Annotated in this window: 21 protein-coding genes; all 21 read left to right on the top strand. The window is 65.9% G+C overall.

Annotated elements, in window-relative coordinates; translation table 11 throughout:
* Window positions 1-188: 188 nt before the first annotated feature.
* The 21 genes from B5X78_RS12470 (at window position 189) to queC (ending at window position 18,623) form a co-directional block, all read left to right on the top strand.
* Window positions 189-413 carry a hypothetical protein gene (locus B5X78_RS12470; protein ID WP_079724856.1) on the top strand — a complete coding sequence of 75 codons (225 nt, stop codon included), beginning with the start codon at window positions 189-191 and terminating at the stop codon, window positions 411-413.
* A gap of 116 nt (window positions 414-529) precedes the next feature.
* Complete coding sequence (locus B5X78_RS12475) at window positions 530-2,662, top strand: hypothetical protein (protein ID WP_139381551.1); 2,133 nt, start codon at window positions 530-532, stop codon at window positions 2,660-2,662.
* 79 nt (window positions 2,663-2,741) lie between these two features.
* Window positions 2,742-3,068, top strand: coding sequence for an FmdB family zinc ribbon protein (locus tag B5X78_RS12480; protein ID WP_079724858.1), 327 nt, complete (start codon window positions 2,742-2,744; stop codon window positions 3,066-3,068).
* Window positions 3,069-3,223: 155 nt separating this feature from the next.
* Window positions 3,224-4,978 (top strand): aspartate--tRNA ligase, encoded by a 1,755-nt coding sequence (gene aspS / locus B5X78_RS12485; RefSeq protein ID WP_079724859.1) that lies wholly within the window; start codon window positions 3,224-3,226, stop codon window positions 4,976-4,978.
* Window positions 4,979-5,007: 29 nt separating this feature from the next.
* On the top strand, window positions 5,008-5,307 hold the full coding sequence (locus B5X78_RS12490; protein WP_079724860.1) for a DNA primase: 300 nt from the start codon (window positions 5,008-5,010) through the stop codon (window positions 5,305-5,307).
* Window positions 5,308-5,309: 2 nt separating this feature from the next.
* A complete protein-coding gene (locus B5X78_RS12495) occupies window positions 5,310-5,840 on the top strand; it encodes a GNAT family N-acetyltransferase (protein WP_079724861.1) in 531 nt (176 codons plus the stop codon).
* Entirely contained in the window at window positions 5,833-6,483 is a 651-nt protein-coding gene (locus tag B5X78_RS12500; RefSeq protein WP_079724862.1) for an esterase/lipase family protein, read from the top strand. The genes B5X78_RS12495 and B5X78_RS12500 overlap by 8 nt, the downstream gene beginning before the upstream one ends.
* Before the next feature lie 55 nt (window positions 6,484-6,538).
* Window positions 6,539-7,270: a YebC/PmpR family DNA-binding transcriptional regulator gene (locus B5X78_RS12505; protein ID WP_079724863.1), complete on the top strand. Its 732-nt coding sequence runs from the start codon at window positions 6,539-6,541 to the stop codon at window positions 7,268-7,270.
* A 14-nt stretch (window positions 7,271-7,284) separates the two neighbouring features.
* A complete protein-coding gene (gene ruvC, locus B5X78_RS12510; RefSeq protein ID WP_079724864.1) occupies window positions 7,285-7,806 on the top strand; it encodes a crossover junction endodeoxyribonuclease RuvC in 522 nt (173 codons plus the stop codon).
* 52 nt (window positions 7,807-7,858) lie between these two features.
* The gene (gene ruvA / locus B5X78_RS12515; RefSeq protein ID WP_079724865.1) at window positions 7,859-8,446 is read left to right on the top strand and encodes a Holliday junction branch migration protein RuvA; all 588 of its coding nucleotides are present in this window, start codon (window positions 7,859-7,861) and stop codon (window positions 8,444-8,446) included.
* Window positions 8,447-8,494: 48 nt separating this feature from the next.
* Window positions 8,495-10,435 (top strand): potassium transporter Kup, encoded by a 1,941-nt coding sequence (locus B5X78_RS12520; protein WP_079724866.1) that lies wholly within the window; start codon window positions 8,495-8,497, stop codon window positions 10,433-10,435.
* A gap of 15 nt (window positions 10,436-10,450) precedes the next feature.
* Window positions 10,451-11,491, top strand: a complete 1,041-nt coding sequence (gene ruvB, locus B5X78_RS12525; RefSeq protein WP_079724867.1) for a Holliday junction branch migration DNA helicase RuvB — start codon at window positions 10,451-10,453, stop codon at window positions 11,489-11,491.
* A 49-nt stretch (window positions 11,492-11,540) separates the two neighbouring features.
* Window positions 11,541-11,972, top strand: a complete 432-nt coding sequence (gene ybgC / locus B5X78_RS12530) for a tol-pal system-associated acyl-CoA thioesterase (RefSeq protein ID WP_079724868.1) — start codon at window positions 11,541-11,543, stop codon at window positions 11,970-11,972.
* A gap of 77 nt (window positions 11,973-12,049) precedes the next feature.
* Window positions 12,050-12,817, top strand: a complete 768-nt coding sequence (gene tolQ, locus B5X78_RS12535) for a protein TolQ (protein WP_079724869.1) — start codon at window positions 12,050-12,052, stop codon at window positions 12,815-12,817.
* A 12-nt stretch (window positions 12,818-12,829) separates the two neighbouring features.
* The gene (gene tolR, locus B5X78_RS12540) at window positions 12,830-13,270 is read left to right on the top strand and encodes a protein TolR (RefSeq protein WP_079724870.1); all 441 of its coding nucleotides are present in this window, start codon (window positions 12,830-12,832) and stop codon (window positions 13,268-13,270) included.
* A complete protein-coding gene (gene tolA / locus B5X78_RS12545) occupies window positions 13,260-14,279 on the top strand; it encodes a cell envelope integrity protein TolA (RefSeq protein WP_079724871.1) in 1,020 nt (339 codons plus the stop codon). The genes tolR and tolA overlap by 11 nt, the downstream gene beginning before the upstream one ends.
* Window positions 14,280-14,392: 113 nt before the next feature.
* Window positions 14,393-15,709 carry a Tol-Pal system beta propeller repeat protein TolB gene (gene tolB / locus B5X78_RS12550; protein ID WP_079724872.1) on the top strand — a complete coding sequence of 439 codons (1,317 nt, stop codon included), beginning with the start codon at window positions 14,393-14,395 and terminating at the stop codon, window positions 15,707-15,709.
* A 64-nt stretch (window positions 15,710-15,773) separates the two neighbouring features.
* On the top strand, window positions 15,774-16,289 hold the full coding sequence (gene pal, locus B5X78_RS12555; protein WP_079726168.1) for a peptidoglycan-associated lipoprotein Pal: 516 nt from the start codon (window positions 15,774-15,776) through the stop codon (window positions 16,287-16,289).
* A gap of 12 nt (window positions 16,290-16,301) precedes the next feature.
* Window positions 16,302-17,129 carry a tol-pal system protein YbgF gene (ybgF, locus tag B5X78_RS12560; protein WP_176140913.1) on the top strand — a complete coding sequence of 276 codons (828 nt, stop codon included), beginning with the start codon at window positions 16,302-16,304 and terminating at the stop codon, window positions 17,127-17,129.
* A 75-nt stretch (window positions 17,130-17,204) separates the two neighbouring features.
* Window positions 17,205-17,894 (top strand): 7-carboxy-7-deazaguanine synthase QueE, encoded by a 690-nt coding sequence (gene queE / locus B5X78_RS12565; protein WP_079724873.1) that lies wholly within the window; start codon window positions 17,205-17,207, stop codon window positions 17,892-17,894.
* A gap of 63 nt (window positions 17,895-17,957) precedes the next feature.
* Window positions 17,958-18,623: a 7-cyano-7-deazaguanine synthase QueC gene (gene queC, locus B5X78_RS12570; RefSeq protein WP_079724874.1), complete on the top strand. Its 666-nt coding sequence runs from the start codon at window positions 17,958-17,960 to the stop codon at window positions 18,621-18,623.
* The last annotated feature ends 25 nt before the right edge of the window (window positions 18,624-18,648 follow it).

The raw sequence follows: 18,648 nt of genomic DNA on the forward strand, positions 1-18,648 counted from the left end.
CACTCGACTGGCCCGGGTTGAGTGTGCAGAAGCACACGTTTCCACCGGCAATCGCCATGTCGGGCTCGACGGCGCACAGAGATACCTATAGATTGCGCGCCAGGGGAACGCGCAGCGGCAGCTGGATCGTCGCTACTTGCCATCAGGAAGTAAGGAAATCCATGGAAAGGAATCAGTCAGGTAAACGCATGGCGATGCTGGCCATCTTCAGCTTCGTTGCCTATGCCTGCGCGGCACACGCGCTGGGCGAATGGGAAAGCTCCCGCCAGCGCGAACCTGCCCGGGCCACGGCCTCGGCGGCGATGCGCATGACCGCCGCGGTGGTCGAAGCCACCCGCCATCCGGCCCGGCAGACCCGCTCGCTCCCACTGCCGGATAGCCGTCGCAAAGACGATACCGCGCGCATGCCGTAGCGCACTCGACGGCCAATGCCGGTTCGGCTAGATTGGCAGCATCCAAGGAAAGGCGCGTGGGGATTCGGGGGAATCGCCCACGGTTGCAGCGCCTGGACGCGTATTCGGGGAAATCAGTGAAGCGGATCAAGACAGGCTTGGCCATCGTGGCCGTATTGGGCGTGGTCGCGGGCGCATGGGCCGCGCGCATGCAATGGGCATCGCCTGACACAGCATCCGGCGTCAGCAACCGAACTGACTCCCGTGGTGTAGCGCTGCCGGCTTCCGCGGCTGCGGCCGCAGGCAAGCGCGCCAATGGCTCGCAACCGCTGGTCCCGGGCGGAATCGTCACCCTCGTCGGCGAGGTCGTCGAGCTTGCGCCGGGTGGTCGACCCATGAGCGTGGTGGTGCAGGTCGGCGCCAACGACTATCCCGCTGTCGTGCAGGGCACTACCTACAGCGTCCGCGTTTCCGGTGCTCCTTCGAACGCGATGGTGAAGGTGGTGGTGGAATCCACCCGGGTCCACTACGAATCGGTCCTGGGCACCTACGGCCGCCTGCATGTGCTGGCCGGCGCGGACAACACCCTGAGCCTGAGCGAACAACCCGCGCTGCGCGTTTCGCCGTACACCACCGCGCTGGAATACCTGGCGCGCAATTCGCTGGGCCATGCCGCAGGCAGCGATCGCGAATTCGAACTGGCGGTGCGGTCGGTCTACTCCGACGAACTGGAAAACGCGGCGTATCTGATATCGGCCGTGTCAGCCGGCACAATCGCGCTGCCGACCCTGTTCGCCGACGGCTACGGCATGCTGCATGACCGCGACCGTTTCCGCGATCTCTACTACGACACCGCCTTCCTGGCAGCGGCCAAAGGCTATCTGGATCGCCAGGCCACGCAGGCGCCGGTGGCTTCGCTGGCGAACATACCGGTCAAGCTGGCGATGATGTCGGCCCTGCCTTGGCACGAGTTGCCGATGAATGCCGACCAGTTCTTCCTGTTCGATCGCTCCGCCTCCGGGCAGGCGCTGTTCCTGGAGAGCATCAGCCTGCCGTCGCCGTACTACAACGTCAGCGTGCTGCCCAATGGCGTGATCGATCTGCAGCCCTGGAATCCCTACCCGAACCAGTTCTATCGCGCTGCGGACAACACCAACGTCAATCGCACGCGCGTGCGCTACCAGCTGCGTCGCCTGTTCCAGGGCGCCGACTATAGCCAGTGGGTCGTGCGCCTGGACTGGAAAGAGCAGGTGATCACCTGGGACGACACGGGTGCGATTGAAACCGGCACGGACTATTTCGTGCTTGGCGGTGTCGACATGGATCGCTGGATCCGGCCGGAAGGCTGGGGCAACCTGAATGGAAAACAGGTCGCCTTGCCGACCACGTGCCCGGAACAGAACACGCTGCAGGTGATCCAGTGCGCGTTCGCGCGGCAGCGGTTCAACATCGGCGGCACGGGCGTGCAGGTCGAACCGGGCGAGAAAATGGATGACGACTTCGTCCTCTATCCCGTGGCGGCCGACGGCGTGGCGACGACGTGGTCGGTGGACGTGGCAGCGCGCAGTCTCAGCGTGGGCCACGACATGCTGCAGAGCACGTACTGGAAAGTCGACGACAGCCGCTACGGCATGTCGCCGGTGGTGTACCGCTCGCGCGACACGCGCTATGGCTACACGCGCGTGGGGCTGGGTTTCCAGATTCCGGAGAACACGCCGCAACAGGGCGCACTCACCGCGGAAGGCGACTGGTGGGCAGACGATTTCCGCAGCCTGCCGGCGACCTACATGGATTACGAATGGCAACGGCGCGTGCAGCGCGATGGTGCCAACAACGCCGACTATCGCACCTACATCGAAGGCACCTGGCCGACGCCCACCCGCCACCAATGGTCCTTCGCCAATGGCGCGTGGCTGGACAGCCGCGCCCTGGTGACCGCACCGATGACCACGTGTGCCGAGATCTTCCCCGCGATCTGCTACTCCAAGGGCACGTATTTCCGCCCGCTGCTGCGCGCCGGCAACCGCTACTACGGCGTCCGCGAGGAATACGACCACTACAACAACTGGGTCAACGGCTCGGACTCGTTGCGCTCGCGCAGCCGCGCCGGCTTCTACGACTGCCTGAGCGGGCCGTGCACGGGACCGAATGGACTGGTGGACCTTGCGCCGGTCGCTGCCACAGCCGCGCCAGCTCGTCCGGCAGTCGCCGCCCGTGCGGCTTACGGTTCGCGCGCGGCCATCAAGGGTCGGGCCGCAGTCGCGCACTGAGTCGGAGACGAGGGCGGCGGTTGAATCCCGGCCGCCAGCCCTCAGAATAGCCATCCGCTCCGTCTTCCTGCGTTGCCCCATGCCCATCTATGCCTTCCAGTGCGCCGAGTGCGGCCACCACTTCGACCGCCTGCAGAAGCTGTCCGACCCGGATCCGGAAATCTGCCCGTCCTGCGGCAAACCGGCGATCAAGCGCCAGCTGACCGCGCCCAGCTTCCGGCTGGCCGGCGGCGGCTGGTACGAGACCGACTTCAAGAAGGACGGCGACAAGAAGCGCAATCTGGTCGATGGCGGCGAAGGCGCCAAGCCGTCGTCGGGCGGCGAGGGCGGCTCCGCCAAATCGGAGAGCAGGACCGAAGCGCCCAAGGCCGAGTCCAAGCCGGCGGGCGGATCCGCGGCCCCCTGAGGCCAGCCGCCGGGGCTGCCCGGGCCCGCCCGGATATCGCCGGAAACCCCATCCTCCGAGCCTGAACGCCCCGGGCCACGACCCCGGCTGCGGGCCCAGCGGTTAAACTACGCGGCTTTCCGGCACCTGCCGGCGCTTTTGTTCGTGGAGCCCCCATGCGTACCCATTTCTGCGGCCTCATCGATGAGGCCATGATTGGCCAGACCGTCACCCTGTGCGGCTGGACCGACGTCGCCCGCAACCTGGGGGGCCTGTGCTTCATCGACCTGCGTGACCACGAAGGCATCGTGCAGGTGCTGGTGGAACCGGACCAGGCCGAAGTCTTTGCGGTCGCCGCCAGCCTGGGCTACGAGGACGTGCTGCAGGTCGAGGGCGTGGTGCGCGCGCGTCACTCGGTCAACGACAAGATCAAGACCGGCAAGGTGGAAATCCTCGCCAGCCGCATCACGATTTTGAACAAGGCTGCGCCGCTGCCGTTCCATGCGCACGAGAACGCCGGCGAAGAAACCCGCCTGAAGTACCGCTACCTGGATCTGCGCCGCCCGGAAATGCAGCGCATGCAGCGCACCCGCATCCAGCTGGTGCAGTCGCTGCGCCGCTGGCTGGACGCGCGCGGTTTCCAGGACATCGAAACGCCGATCCTGACCAAGGCCACGCCGGAAGGCGCGCGCGACTTCCTGGTGCCTGCGCGCATGCATCCGGGCGAGTTCTACGCGCTGCCGCAGTCGCCGCAGCTGTTCAAGCAGATCCTGATGGTGGCCGGCTTTGATCGCTACTACCAGATTGCGCGCTGCTTCCGCGACGAAGCCCTGCGCGCGGATCGCCAGCTGGAATTCACCCAGCTGGACATGGAATTCGCCTTCGTGCGCGAGCGCGACGTGCAGGACACCGTGGAAGGCATGATCCGCACGATCTTCAAGGAAGTGATGGAGGTGGATCTGGCTGATCCGTTCCCGCGCCTGACCTGGGCCGAAGCCATGCGCCGCTATGGGTCGGACAAGCCGGATCTGCGCATCGATCTGGAACTGGTGGACGTGGCCGAGTTGGTCACAAACAGTGAATTCAAAGTGTTCACCGATGCCGCCGCCAATCCGGACGGCCGCGTCGCCGCGTTGCGCGTGCCGAAGGGCGCGGCGCTGTCGCGCAAGCAGATCGACGACTACGCTGCCCACGCCGCCAAGTACGGCGCCAAGGGCCTGGCCTACATCAAGCGCGGCGACAATGGCGAAGTGACCTCGCCGATCGCCAAATTCTTCGCCGAGGACGCCTTTGCCGCGCTGATGCAGGCGGTGGGCCTGGAAAATGGCGATCTGGTGTTCTTCGGCGCCGGCGACTACAAGGTGGTCAGCGACTTCATGGGCGCGCTGCGCCTGAAAGTCGGCAAGGACAACGGCCTGGTCCAGGATGCCTGGAAGCCGCTGTGGGTCACCGACTTCCCGATGTTCGAGTGGGATGCGGAAGCGCAGCGCTATGTGGCTCTGCATCATCCGTTCACCGCGCCGGCGGTGGATGACATCGACGACCTGCGCGCACATGCCAAGACCGCGGTGTCGCGTGGTTACGACATGGTGCTCAACGGCAACGAGATTGGCGGCGGTTCGATCCGTATCCACCGCCCGGAAATGCAGAGCGCGGTGTTCGAGCTGCTGGGCATCGGCGCCGAAGAGGCCGAAGCCAAGTTCGGCTTCCTGCTGGATGCGCTCAAGTACGGCGCACCGCCGCATGGCGGCATCGCCTTCGGCATCGATCGCATCGCTGCGCTGATGGCCGGCACCGAATCGATCCGCGACGTGATCCCGTTCCCCAAGACCACCACCGCCCAGTGCCTGATGACCGGTGCGCCGTCGCCGATTCCGGATGCGCAGCTGGCCGAAGTGCACATCCAGGTCCGTCCGAAGAAGCAAGACTGAAACAGAACCAACTCAACGAGATTTGCGCAATGACCGAACACGCTTTTGCATTGGAGTGGGAACGTCTGGGCAACGAAGGATCGGAGGCCGCGCTGGTCACCGAACGCGCCCGTGTCTTTGGTGGCTGGCTGGTGCGCGTGGGCAGTAGCCCCGCCGCGATGGCGGTGACCTTCGTGCCGGATGGCCAGTTCCGCTGGGATGGCGAGGACTTCGGCGAAGACGACTACGAAGAAGAAGACGAAGAAGAGTACGAAGAAGAAGACGGCGAGGAAGAAGAGGAAGAAGACGCCGACGAGGAAGAAGAGGAAGACGACGAGGAAGACGCGTAAGCGTGCTGATTCGTCGCGCCACGGTCGCTGACGCCCAGGTCGTTTCCGACCTGGCCACGCGCACGTTCGTGGAGACCTTCGGCCATCTGTACCCGCCGGAGGATCTGCAGGCCTTTCTCGAAGAGGCCTACGCGGTGGAGCGCCAGCGCATCATCCTGGCGCATCCGGACTACGCGGTCTGGCTGCTGGAAGACGATGGCGTTGCCGTGGGTCATGCCGCTGCCGGCCCTTGCGGCCTGCCGCATCCCGAAGTCGTCGCCGGCGATGGCGAACTCAAGCGCCTGTACGTATTGAAGAGCCACCAGAATGGCGGCTGGGGCGCGCGCGTGTTCGATGAAGCGCTGCGTTGGCTGGAACGTGATGGCCCACGCCGGTTGTGGATCGGTGTGTGGTCGGAAAACCTGGGCGCACAGCGCTTCTATGGGCGCTATGGATTCGAGCGGGTAGGCGATTACGAATTCCCGGTCGGGCGCGTGCGCGATCTGGAGTTCATCCTGCGGCGCGAGGCATCGGCATCCACCGGGCATGGCTGAGAAGCTGCTGATCCTGCACGGCATCTGGAATGCGCGCAGCTGGGTGCTGCCGCTGGCGCGACGCATGCGCGCGCTGGGATTCGATGCCGAGATCTTTGCCTATCCGAGCGTGCTGGGCGGCGCCGAGGCGGCGATTCCCGCATTGACCCGGCGTATTCGCCAAAGCGGACCCACGTTGTTGCTCGGGCACAGCCTGGGCGGGGTGATTGCGTTGGAAGCCCTGCGCCGCGCACCGGATCTGCCGGTGGCGCGCCTGGTCTGCCTCGGCTCGCCGCTGTGTGGCAGCCAGGCCGCGCGCACTCTGGTGGGCCGTCGTTGGACGGCGCCCTTGTTGGGCCGCAGCGGTGATTTCCTGGACCGCGGCTGTCAGCCCTGGAGCGGCGTGACCGAGGTGGGCATGGTCGCCGGCACCGTCGCGCGCGGGGTGGGGCGCCTGTTCGCGCGAATTGATGGCCCCTCCGACGGCACCGTGTCGCTGGCCGAAACCCGTCTGCCCGGCCTGGCCGATCATTGCAACGTCGCTTCCAGCCATACCGGGTTGGTGTTTTCCGCGGCGGCGGCCCGCCAGGCCGCGGCCTTTCTGCGGCAGGGCCGGTTCCTGCCCGCCGACGCGCTTCCAGGCCCGGGCTCAAATCAACGGTAGTGGCGGGGCGATGGAGTAAAATCGCCGCCCCAACCATCGCCGTAACGGAAAGACCATGGGCAGAGGCCCCTCCATCGAAGCCCGCAAGAACGCCACCGATGCCAAGCGCGGCAAGATCTTCACCAAGATCATCCGCGAGATTGGCGTGGCAGCCCGTGGCGGTGGAGGCGACCCGCACAACAATCCGCGCCTGCGCGTGGCGATGGACAAGGGCCTGTCGGCCAACATGTCCAAGGATGTGATTGAGCGCGCCATCAAGAAGGCCACCGGCGAGCTGGAAGGCGTGGTCTACGAGGAGGTTCGCTACGAAGGCTATGCGCCGGGCGGGGTGGCGGTGATCGTCGACTGCCTGACCGACAACCGGGTGCGCACCGTGGCCGATGTCCGCCATGCCTTCAGCAAGTGCGGCGGCAACATGGGCACCGAAGGCTCGGTGGCTTTCATGTTCAAGCGCGTGGGCGTGCTCAGTTATGCACCGGGCGCCGACGAAGACGCCATCACCGAAGCCGCCATCGAAGCCGGCGCCGATGACGTGGTGGTGTATCCCGATGACGCCTCCATCGACGTCATCACCAGCCCCGAACAGTTCCAGGCGGTCAAGGACGCGATGGATGCGGCCAAGCTGGCCGCCGACCAGGCCGAAGTGACCTTCCGCGCCGACAACGACATCGCCGTCGACGGCGATACCGCCAAGCAGGTGGTGAAGCTGCTGGACATGCTGGAAGACCTGGACGACGTGCAGAACGTCTACTCCAATGCGGAACTGGGCGCGGACGCCTACGCGTAAGCACGCGCCCTGACATGACCCGTATCCTCGGCATCGACCCCGGTTCCCAGCGCACCGGCATCGGCATCATCGATGTCGATGCCGCCGGCAAGGTCAGCCATGTCCATCACGCGCCGTTGGTGCTGCTGGGCGCGGAAGACTTTCCGCGCCGGCTGCGCGTGCTGCTGGACGGCCTGAGCGACGTCATCGAGACCTGGAAGCCGACCGAAGTGGCGATCGAAAAGGTCTTCATGGCGCGCAATCCGGACTCGGCGCTCAAGCTGGGCCAGGCCCGCGGCGCGGCGATCTGCGCGGTGGTCATGCGCGATCTGGCCGTGCACGAGTACGCCGCCAAGGAGGTCAAGCTGGCGGTGGTGGGCAAGGGCAGCGCCGAGAAGCAGCAGATCCAGCACATGGTCGGGATCATGCTGGGCCTGCACGGCAAGCTGCAGGCCGATGCCGCCGACGCCCTGGCCGTGGCCATCACCCACGCGCATGTACGCGCCACCGCGCAGCGCCTGGGCGTGAATGCGCGCCTGGCCTGGAGCCGCAAATGATGTCGCAGCGCCGGCTTGCTGTAGGCTGCACGCCCAACCCCGGGAGTTGTCCATGATTGGTCGTCTGCGCGGCATCCTTTCGCACAAGCAGCCACCGTGGCTGATCATCGACGTGGGCGGCGTGGGTTACGAGCTGGAAGCGCCGATGAGCACGTTCTACGACCTGCCGGAACTGGGTCGTGAGGTCAGCCTGTTCACCCATTACGCGCAGAAGGAAGACAGCGTCTCGCTGTACGGTTTCCTGCGCGAGAGCGAACGCCGCCTGTTCCGCGACGTGCAGAAGGTCAGCGGCATCGGCGCCAAGATTGCGCTGGCGATCCTTTCCGGCGTCAGCGTGGACGAGTTCGCGCGACTGCTGCAGGCTGGCGACGTGACCGCGCTGACCCGCGTGCCCGGCATCGGCAAGAAGACGGCCGAGCGCCTGGTGGTGGAATTGCGCGACCGCGCGGCCGATCTGGCCGGTGGCGGCGTCACCCTCAGTGCCGGTGTGCCGGCCGATCCGCAGTCCGAAGCCACCGTCGCCCTGCAGCAACTGGGCTACAAGCCGGCCGAAGCCGCACGCATGGTCCGCGATGCCGCGGCCGCGGGCGACGACGCTGCCCTGATCATCCGCAAGGCCTTGCAGTCAGCCCTGCGCTGAACGCCTCTAGAGCCTTTCCTCACCTCTCGCGCGCTAGCCTTCTCCGCCATGTCCGCCTCTGCTTCCTCTTCTTCTTCCGCCTCGCATGCCGGCGGACACGGCCACGATCATGGCCACGGCCACGGCAAGCAGGGCCTGGCCGGGCTGGTGATCGCCGCCGGTGGCGTGGTGTTTGGCGACATCGGCACCAGCCCGCTGTACACGCTGAAGGAAGCCTTCTCCGAACACTTCCACCTGCAGGCCAACCACGACACCGTGCTGGGCATCCTGTCGCTGGTGTTCTGGGCGATGATGATCGTGGTGACGCTGAAGTACGTGTCCATCATCATGCGCGCCGACAACGAGGGCGAGGGCGGCATCATGGCGCTGATGGCGCTGACCCAACGCACCCTCAAGCGCGGTTCGCGCACCGCCTACGTGGTGGGCATCCTCGGCATCTTCGGCGCCTCGCTGTTCTTCGGCGACGGCGTGATCACCCCGGCAATCACCGTGCTGGGCGCGGTCGAAGGCCTGCGCGTGGCCGCGCCGGGGCTGGAACATTTCATCGTGCCGATCACCATCGTGATCCTGCTGACCGTGTTCATGGTCCAGCGCTTCGGCACGCAGAAGGTCGGCCGCGTGTTCGGCCCGGTGATGATGGCCTGGTTCCTGTCGATCGGCGCGCTGGGCATCCACAACATCATCGATGCGCCGGAAGTGCTGAAGGCGCTCAACCCGATCTGGGGCGCGAAGTTCTTCATCCAGCATGGCTGGCACTCGGTGCTGATCCTGGGCGTGGTGGTGCTGGCCGTCACCGGCGGCGAGGCGCTGTACGCGGACATGGGCCATTTCGGCGTCAAGCCCATCCGCTATGCCTGGTACACCCTGGTGCTGCCGTGCCTGACCCTGAACTACCTGGGGCAGGGCGCGTTCGTGCTGGATCACCCGGCCGCCGTGGTCAATCCGTTTTACGAAGCCATGCCGGGCTGGGCGCTGTATCCGATGATCATCCTGGCCACCATGGCCGCGGTGATCGCCTCGCAGGCGGTGATCACCGGCGCGTTCTCGGTGGCGCGCCAGGCCATGCAGCTGGGCTACATCCCGCGCATGCAGATCAAGCACACCTCGCACGACACCATCGGCCAGATCTACATCCCCGGCATCAACTGGATCCTGATGGTCTGCGTGCTGGCGGTGGTGCTGATGTTCCAGGATTCCACCCGCCTGGCCGCGGCCTACGGCATCTCGGTCTCGGCCACGATGCTGATCGATACCCTGCTGCTGGCGCTGGTGGCGCGCGCGCTGTGGCCCAAGACCGGCGGCGTGATCATCGCGCTGTGCGTGGTGTTCTTCATCGTCGATGCCGGTTTCGTGTTCGCCAATGGCGCCAAGTTCTTCCAGGGCGCCTGGTTCCCGGTGGTGCTGGGCATCCTGGTGTTCACCCTGCTGCGCACCTGGCGTCGTGGCCGCGAACTGTTGAGTGCCGAAATCCGCAAGGAAGGCATCCAGCTCGATACCTTCCTGCCCGGCCTGATGCTGGCCCCGCCCGTACGCGTGCCCGGCACGGCGGTGTTCCTGACCGCGCAGACCGGCATGGTCCCGCATGCGCTGATGCACAACCTCAAGCACAACAAGGTGCTGCACGAGCGCAACGTGTTCCTGACCGTGGAAACCCTGCCGGTGCCCATCGCGCCGCCGGAGAAGCGCTTGAAGATCGAATCGATCGGCGACGAGTTCTTCCGCGTCATCATCAAGTTCGGTTTCATGGAAACCCCGGACGTGCCGCAGGCGTTGATGCGTTCCTGCGACCGCGGCGGCATCTACTTCGATCCGATGGAAACCACCTACTTCGCCAGCCGCGAGAGCATCGTGGCCAGCGCCCACCGGGGCATGCCGGTCTGGCGCGACAAGCTGTTCGCGGTCATGCACCGCAATGCGGCGCCGGCGACGGGATTCTTCCGGATTCCCGGCAATCGCCTGGTCGAACTGGGCGCGCAGGTGGAGATTTGACCGCATAATCGCCCCATGACCGACGACCGCATCATTTCCGCCGGGGCCAACCGCGAGGACGAGGCCATCGAGGCCAGCATCCGGCCCAAGCGCCTGGACGAGTACCTGGGCCAGAAGCCGGTCCGCGAACAGCTGGACATCTACATCCAGGCCGCCAAACAGCGCGGTGAGGCGCTGGACCATGTGCTGATCTTCGGTCCGCCTGGCCTGGGCAAGACCACGTTGAGCCATGTCATCGCCAACGAGCTGGGGGTGAACATGCGAGTGACCTCCGGCCCGGTGATCGAGAAAGCCGGCGATCTGGCCGCCCTGCTGACCAACCTGCAGCCGCACGACGTGCTGTTTGTCGACGAGATCCATCGCCTGTCGCCGGTGGTGGAAGAAGTGCTGTATCCGGCGATGGAAGATTTCCAGATCGACATCATGATCGGCGAAGGCCCGGCGGCCCGCTCGATCAAGCTGGACCTGCCGCCCTTCACCCTGATTGGCGCCACCACCCGCGCCGGCCTGCTGACCGCACCGCTGCGCGACCGCTTCGGCATCACCCAGCGGCTGGAGTTCTACACCAGCGAAGAATTGACCAGCATCGTGCGGCGCTCGGCGCGGATCCTGGGCATCGACTGCGAGCCGCAGGGTGCGGCCGAGATCGCGCGCCGCTCGCGCGGCACCCCGCGTATCGCCAACCGGCTGCTGCGCCGCGTCCGCGACTATGCGCAGGTCAAGGCCGATGGCCATATCAACAGCGACGTGGCCAATGCCGCCATGCAGATGCTGAAAGTGGACCCGGAAGGCTTCGACGATCTGGATCGGCGCATGCTGCGCACCATCGTCGACAGCTTCGACGGCGGTCCGGTGGGTGTGGAATCGCTGGCTGCGGCATTGTCCGAAGAACGCGGCACATTGGAAGATGTCATCGAGCCTTACCTGATCCAGCAGGGCTTCCTGATCCGCACCGCGCGCGGCCGCATGGCCACCTCCAAAGCCTACCGCCACCTGGGCCTCAAGCCCCGTCGCGAACTGGAACTGGGCGCGGCCGGCAGTGAGGAAATGTTCTGAGCCGCCGCCTTTCCGACGCCATGGCCAGGGGCAGCACGTGAGCGGGGAGTTGACGTCCCCGTCACGGAATGTGCCTTTATTCAGTTGGCCGACACGGGTCTATTGGGAAGATACGGACGCAGGCGGCGTTGTCTACCATGCCCAGTACGTAGCCTTCCTGGAACGCGCGCGCACCGAATGGTTGCGCGCCAATGGCCATCATCAGGAACAGCTGCGCAACGAGCATGATCTGGTTTTCGTCGTGCGCGCCATGACCCTGGATTTCCTGCGTCCGGCGCGGCTGGATGATCTGCTGCAGGTGCAACTGGGCCTGCGCCAGTGCAAGCGGGCCAGCGTGATCTTCGTCCAGCGGTTGTTGCGCGGCGAGGAACTGCTGCTGGAAGCCGAGGTCAAGGTAGCGTGCCTGGCCGCGTCGAGCTTTAAACCCAAAGCGCTGCCCGAACCGTTGTATGAAGAATTCAAGTCGTTCGAATCGCCCTGATCGACTGTTGCACCCCGAACTCACCGCTGTAACCCAATCGCTTTCCCCCGAAGACGTCGCACCCTGAGGAATACCGGATGATCGCATCGCTCCTGGCCACCGTGGTCGAAGCCCTGCCCGAGGACACCGCCGCCGCGGCCGCGCAGGCCTCGACCGCCGTCACCCACACCGGCATCAACTACCTGGAGCTCATGCTCAAGGCCAGCCTGCCGGTCAAGTTGATCGTGGTGCTGCTGCTGGTCGGCTCGCTGATCAGCTGGGTGATCATTTTCCGCAAGGCGCGCGTGTTCAAGGCCGCCAATCGCGACGCCGACGAGTTCGAAAGCCGCTTCTGGTCCGGCGCCGAACTGAGCAAGCTCTACGCCGGCGCCACTGACCGCAATCGCGTGGTCACCGGGCTGGAGGCCATCTTCGAAGCCGGCTTCCGCGAGTTCGCCCGCCTGCGCGACAAGCGCCGGCTCGATGGGCGTGCCCAGCTGGAAGGTGCGCAACGTGCGATGCGCGCTACTTATGCGCGTGAGGTCGACCAGCTCGAGCGCAATCTGGAACTGCTGGCCAACATCGGTTCCACCGCGCCCTACGTGGGTCTGGTCGGTACGGTGTTCGGCATCATGGTGACCATGCACGACATGCTCAACAGCGGCGAGCAGGCCGGTATCGCCGCGGTCGCGCCGGGCATTTCCGAAGCGCTGTTCGCCACCGCCATCGGCCTGTTCGTGGCCATCCCGGCGGTGTGGGCCTACAACCGCTTCACCACCCGGGTCGAGCGCATCTCGGTGCGTTACGAAACCTTTGCCGAAGAGTTCAGCTCGATCCTGCAGCGCCAGTCTTCGGCTGACGAATAAGCGGAGTCCGCCATGACCGCCGCCATTTCCCGCTCGCGCAAGCGCCGCAAGCTCAAGTCCGAAATCAACGTCGTGCCGTATATCGACGTGATGCTGGTGCTGTTGATCATCTTCATGGTCACCGCGCCGCTGCTCACGTTGAGCGTGGACGTGGATCTGCCCAAGTCCACCGCGCGATCGGTGGAGAGCAAGAAGGATCCGATCATCGTCGCCGTCGACGAACAGGGCGGCTATACGCTGACCCTGCAGCCGGGCAAGCCCGAATCGCTGGACGGCCCGACCCTGCAGGCCAAGCTCAAGGCGTTTGTCGATCAGAACCCGGAAGTGCCGGTGTTCGTCGCCGCCCCGGGCACCTCGAACTACCAGAAGGTCATGGACACCATGGTCATGCTGCAGCAGTCCGGGGTGAAGAAAGTCGGCCTGATGAGCCAGCCGGGTGGCAATGCACGCTGACGCCTTCCCGCGCCGCCCCTACGACGAGCGGGAGGACTGGAAGCTCCCGATCGCGCTGGCCATCGGCGTGCATCTGTTGCTCGCGCTGTTGTTCGTGGCCGCGTATCTGTGGTCGCCTTCGCACGATTTCGATGCGGCGGCCGGTTCGCCGGTGGTCGAGGCCTCGCTGGTGATTTCCAGCGCAGACGTGGCCTCCGCGCAACAAGCCATGCGTGATGCGCCCAAGCCGCCGGAACCGCTGCCGACACCGGTGGAGGACGTGGCCGAAGAAGACACCGTGCCGCCACCGCAGCCGCTACCCGAGCCGCGTCCGCAGGACTCGCCGGTGGCGCCGCAACAGCAGGCGCAAGAGCGCATCCCGGTGCCGGACACCACCGATCAGGACGCTGCCAGCAAGCTCGCCATCGCCCAGGAAAAGGCGCTGAAGGAGCAGGAAGAAAAGCGCCGCCAGGAGCAGATCGATCTGACCGAACGCGATCGCCAGCAGGAAGCCGAACGCAAGGCGCGCCTGGCCAAGCAGCAGCTTGACGAAGATCGCGAGAAGAAGCTGGCCGACATCCGCAAGCGCCGCGAGCAGGCGGCGCGCGAAGTGGCGATGGCCGAGCAGAAGAATCGCCAGTTGCAGAACGTGCAGCAGCAACGCGCCGCCGCGGCCGCGGCCGCGAGCAGCACCGCCGCGACCTCGGCTCCCAGTGCTGGCCAGCCGGGGCAGGGCGGCACCAGCGATGACCTGGCAGCCAAATACGCCGCCGCCATCCAGGCCGCCGTTTCCAAACAGTGGATCCGTCCTGACAGCGTGCCGCTGGGCCAGCGCTGCCGCGTCACCATCCGCCAGTTGCCGGGTGGCGAGGTGATTGATGCCAAGGTCGACCCCAGTTGCCCCTACGACGAGGCAGGGCGCCGTTCGGTGGAGGCGGCCGTGCTGCGTGCGCAACCGCTGCCGTATCGGGGCTTCGAGAGCGTCTTCCAGCGCACCCTCAACTTCACCTTCCAGGGCCAGGACCGCTGATTTCATTGCCGTGACGCCGTATTGACGAGCTCGTCGTTCATAATTGCGAAAACATTCACGTCAATGCTGGTATCCCTTATCCATTCAGACAGACCGAGACGTTCCGACCTGCCATGAAGAACCTGCCGCGTTGGCTTTGCGCCCTGACCGGGCTTTTCCTGTCCTTTTCCGCCGTCGCCCAAGAGCGCGGACTGGACATCGACATCATCGGCGGCAATGCCTCGGCGCTGCCCATCACCGTGGTGCCCATGCCCTACCAGGGCTCGGCTGCTCCGCAAACGGACGTGGCGCAGGTGGTCCGCGCCGATCTGGAACGCTCGGGCGCCTTCCGCACCCTGCCCGAGGCCAGCATCGTCGAGCGTCCCACGCGTGGCAGCGAGGTCCAATACCCCACCTGGCGCGCACTGAAGCAGGACTATCTGGTGGTCGGCCGTGTGGTTGACGGTGGCGAAGGCAGCTACCGGGTCGAGTACGAACTGTTCGACGTAGCCAAGCAGGAACGCCTGCTGGGCCTGGCGATGACCGCGCGCAGCAATGCCATGCGCGATGTCGCCCATCAGATGGCCGACGCCATCTACGAAAAAATCATCGGCATTCCCGGCGCATTCTGGACGCGCATCGCCTACGTGACGGCCAGCGGCAGCGGCAAGGGCTCGCGCTATGCGCTGATGATCGCCGACTCCGATGGCTACAACCCGCAGACCGTGGTGCGCTCGGCCGAGCCGCTGGTGTCGCCGTCGTGGAGCCCGGATGGTCGCCAGCTGGCGTATGTCAGCTTCGAAGGCGGCAACTCGGCGATCTTCCTGCAGGACATCACCACCGGTGCACGCCAGAAGATTTCCAGCTTCCGCGGCATCAACGGCGCGCCCTCGTTCTCGCCGGATGGTCGTTCGCTGGCGCTGACGCTGTCCAAGAGCGGCAACCCGGAAATCTACGTGATGGACATCGCCAGCCGGCAGCTGCGCCAGCTGACCAACCAGTCCAGCATCGACACCGAGCCGGTGTGGAGCGCCAATGGCGCCACCATCTATTTCACCTCCGATCGCGGCGGTCGCCCGCAGATCTACCAGGTGCCGTCCGGCGGTGGTTCGGCCAGCCGGGTCACCTTCGAAGGCAGCTACAACGCCACCCCCAGCGTGTCCTACGACGGCAAGAAGATCGCCGTGGCCCAGGGCAGCGGCAACAACTACCGCATCGCCCTGATGGACAGCAGCCTGGGATCGGCGCGCTGGTCGTCGCTGTCGCCGGGGTCGCTGGATGAATCGCCGAGCTTCGCACCCAACGCCAGCATGGTCCTCTATGCCGCGCGCGAAGGGGGCCGGGGCGTCCTGTATGCCGTGTCCGCCGACGGCCGGGTCCGTCAGCGGCTGGTGCTGGCCGATGGTGACGTGCGCGAGCCCTCCTGGTCGCCATACCGGGCCAAGCGTTAAAACGTTAAGATAGTGTCTACGGTTCACCCCCCTGACTCCCGCGACTGAAGCCGAAGGAATGACGATGAACAACACCACCCGCGTTTTGCTGCTCTCCCTGATGTCCGTGGCCGTGCTGGCCGGCTGTAAGCAGAAGGTCAAGGAGACCCCGCCTGCCGACACCGGTACCACCCAGCCCACCACCCCGACCGAACCGACCACCTCGGGCGTGTACGGCCCCAACGATCTGGATACCGACGCCTGCCTGCGCCAGCGCGTGGTGTACTTCGATCTGGACCAGGACAGCCTGAAGCCGGAATTCCAGGCCGTGATGGCCTGCCACGCCAAGTACCTGCGTGACCGTCCGTCCTCGCGCATCACCCTGGAAGGCCACGCCGACGAGCGCGGCAGCCGCGAATACAACATGGGTCTGGGCGAACGCCGCGGCAATGGCGTGTCCTCGGCACTGCAGGCCAACGGCGGTTCGGCCAGCCAGCTGAGCGTCGTGAGCTACGGCGAAGAGCGTCCGGTCTGCACCGAATCCGGCGAATCCTGCTGGGCGCAGAACCGTCGCGTCGAAATCGTGTACACCGCCAAGTAAGCGATGCACATGATGACGATCGGCAAGCGTTTCCTGCTGGTCATGGCGGCGGCCCTGGTGGCCGCCGCTCCTGCTTTTGCGCAACGCGCCAGCCTGGCGGATCGCGTGGCCGCGCTGGAAGCGCAGGCCAACAATTCGCAGGCCAACCTGGACTTGCTCAACAAGCTGGGGCAGCAGGAAAACGAACTGCGCGAGCTGCGCGCCCAGATCGAGAAGCTGCAGAACGATCTGGACCAGATGCAGCAGCGCAACCGCGACCAGTACCTGGATCTGGACGGACGCATGGAGCGCCTGGAAGGCGGCGGCGTTCCGCCGGTTTCCGCTCCCGGTGCACCCGCTGCTCCGGCCGCGGCACCCGCGGGCAAGTCGGCTTCGGCAGCGCCGTCGCCGGCTCCGCGCATCGAACCGGCGCCATCGGTGCACGGCGACGTGGGCGCGATGGCCCAGGCCGGTGACGAGCGTACCGCCTACAACCTGGCGTTCGACAAGCTCAAGTCCGGCGATTACGTCGGCTCGGCGCAGATGTTCACCAGCTTCCTGCAGGCTTATCCCAACGGCGTGTATGCCCCCAATGCCCTGTATTGGCTGGGCGAGAGCTACTACGTCACCCAGAATTACGCGCTGGCTTCGGAGCAGTTCCAGGCCGTGGTGGATCGCTATCCGACCCACGACAAGGCGCCGGGCTCGCTGCTCAAGCTGGGCCTGAGCAACTATGGCCTGGGCAAGATTGACGTCGCCGAGCGCGTCTTCACCGACGTGGTGAGCCGGTATCCCGGCACCGACGTGGCCCGCACCGCCGACGACCGGCTGCGCGACATCCACCTGCGCAAGTTGCGCTAAACCCCTCTATTCCCACCCCGCGAGGCCAATGGCGGCAAGCCAGAGAGCCGCTGCGCGGGCGATAATGTCGGCCTGATGAGCGCCGTAGACCCCACCGAACCCGCCGTCCCGCCGGCTTCCTCGCAGGAACGCCTGAAGTTGACGGAAATCTTCCTGTCCCTGCAGGGCGAAGCCAACGCCGTGGGTTGGCCGACCGTGTTCGTGCGCCTGACCGGCTGCCCGTTGCGTTGCCAATACTGCGATACCGAGTACGCCTTCTACGGTGGCCAGTGGTGGGACATCGACGCCATCCTGGCCGAAGTGGCGCGCCACGGCGTTCGCCACGTCTGCGTGACCGGCGGCGAGCCGCTGTCGCAGAAGCGCTGCCTGGTGCTGCTGCGGCGCTTGTGTGATGCCGGCTACGACGTATCGCTGGAAACCTCGGGCGCCATCGATATCGCCGAAGTCGACTCGCGGGTATCCCGCGTGGTGGACCTGAAAACGCCCGGCTCGCGCGAAATGGCCCGCAACCGACTGGAGAACCTGCCGCTGCTGACCGCACGCGACCAGGTCAAGTTTGTCCTGTGTGGCCGCGAAGATTACGAATGGGCGCGCGACATGCTGACCGAGCATCGCCTGGCCGAGCGCTGCGACGTGCTGTTTTCGCCGTCCAAGTCCGAATTGGCGCCGCGCGATCTGGCCGACTGGATCGTCGCTGATCGCCTGCCGGTGCGCTTCCAGATGCAGTTGCACAAGCTGTTGTGGAATGACGAACCTGGCCGCTAGCTCGCTGTCGTCCCAACTCCTTCTCCGCTTCCGCTTCCGTTTCAGCTTCCTGGTCTGCCTCCGATGAAAAAAGCCGTCGTCCTGTTGTCTGGTGGGATGGACTCCGCCGTTGTCGTCGCCATCGCCCGCGAGCAGGGCTATGCCGTGCACGCGCTGAGCGTGCGCTATGGCCAGCGCCACACCTCCGAGCTGGCCGCGGCGGAACGCGTGGCGCAGGCGCTGGGCGTGGCCGCGCACAAGACCGTGACGGTGGACCTGCGCAGCATCGGTGGTTCGGCCCTGACCGATGACATCGACGTGCCCGAATCCGGCGGTGCCGGCATCCCGGTGACCTACGTGCCGGCGCGCAACACGATCATGCTGTCGATGGCGCTGGGCTGGGCCGAAGTGCTGGGCGCGGCCGACATCTTCTGCGGCGTCAACGCGGTGGACTACTCCGGCTATCCGGATTGCCGCCCGGAGTTCATTGCCGCCTTCGAGCAGTTGGCCAACCTGGCCACCAAGGCCGGCGTCGAAGGCGCGGGCCTGCGCATCCACGCGCCGCTGATGCGCATGGGCAAGGACACCATCGTGCGCGAAGGCCTGCGCCTGGGCGTGGATTTTTCCCGAACCGTGTCCTGCTACCAGGCCGACGAACAAGGCCGCGCCTGCGGCCATTGCGACGCCTGCCGCCTGCGCGCGGCCGGCTTTGCCGAGGCCGGCGTGGCCGATCCCACGCGCTATGCCTGAACCAGCGCGGGTTTTTCCGCGCGCC

It is taken from the genome of Pseudoxanthomonas indica (assembly GCF_900167565.1).
GTDB classification, from domain to species: Bacteria; Pseudomonadota; Gammaproteobacteria; order Xanthomonadales; family Xanthomonadaceae; genus Pseudoxanthomonas_A; species Pseudoxanthomonas_A indica.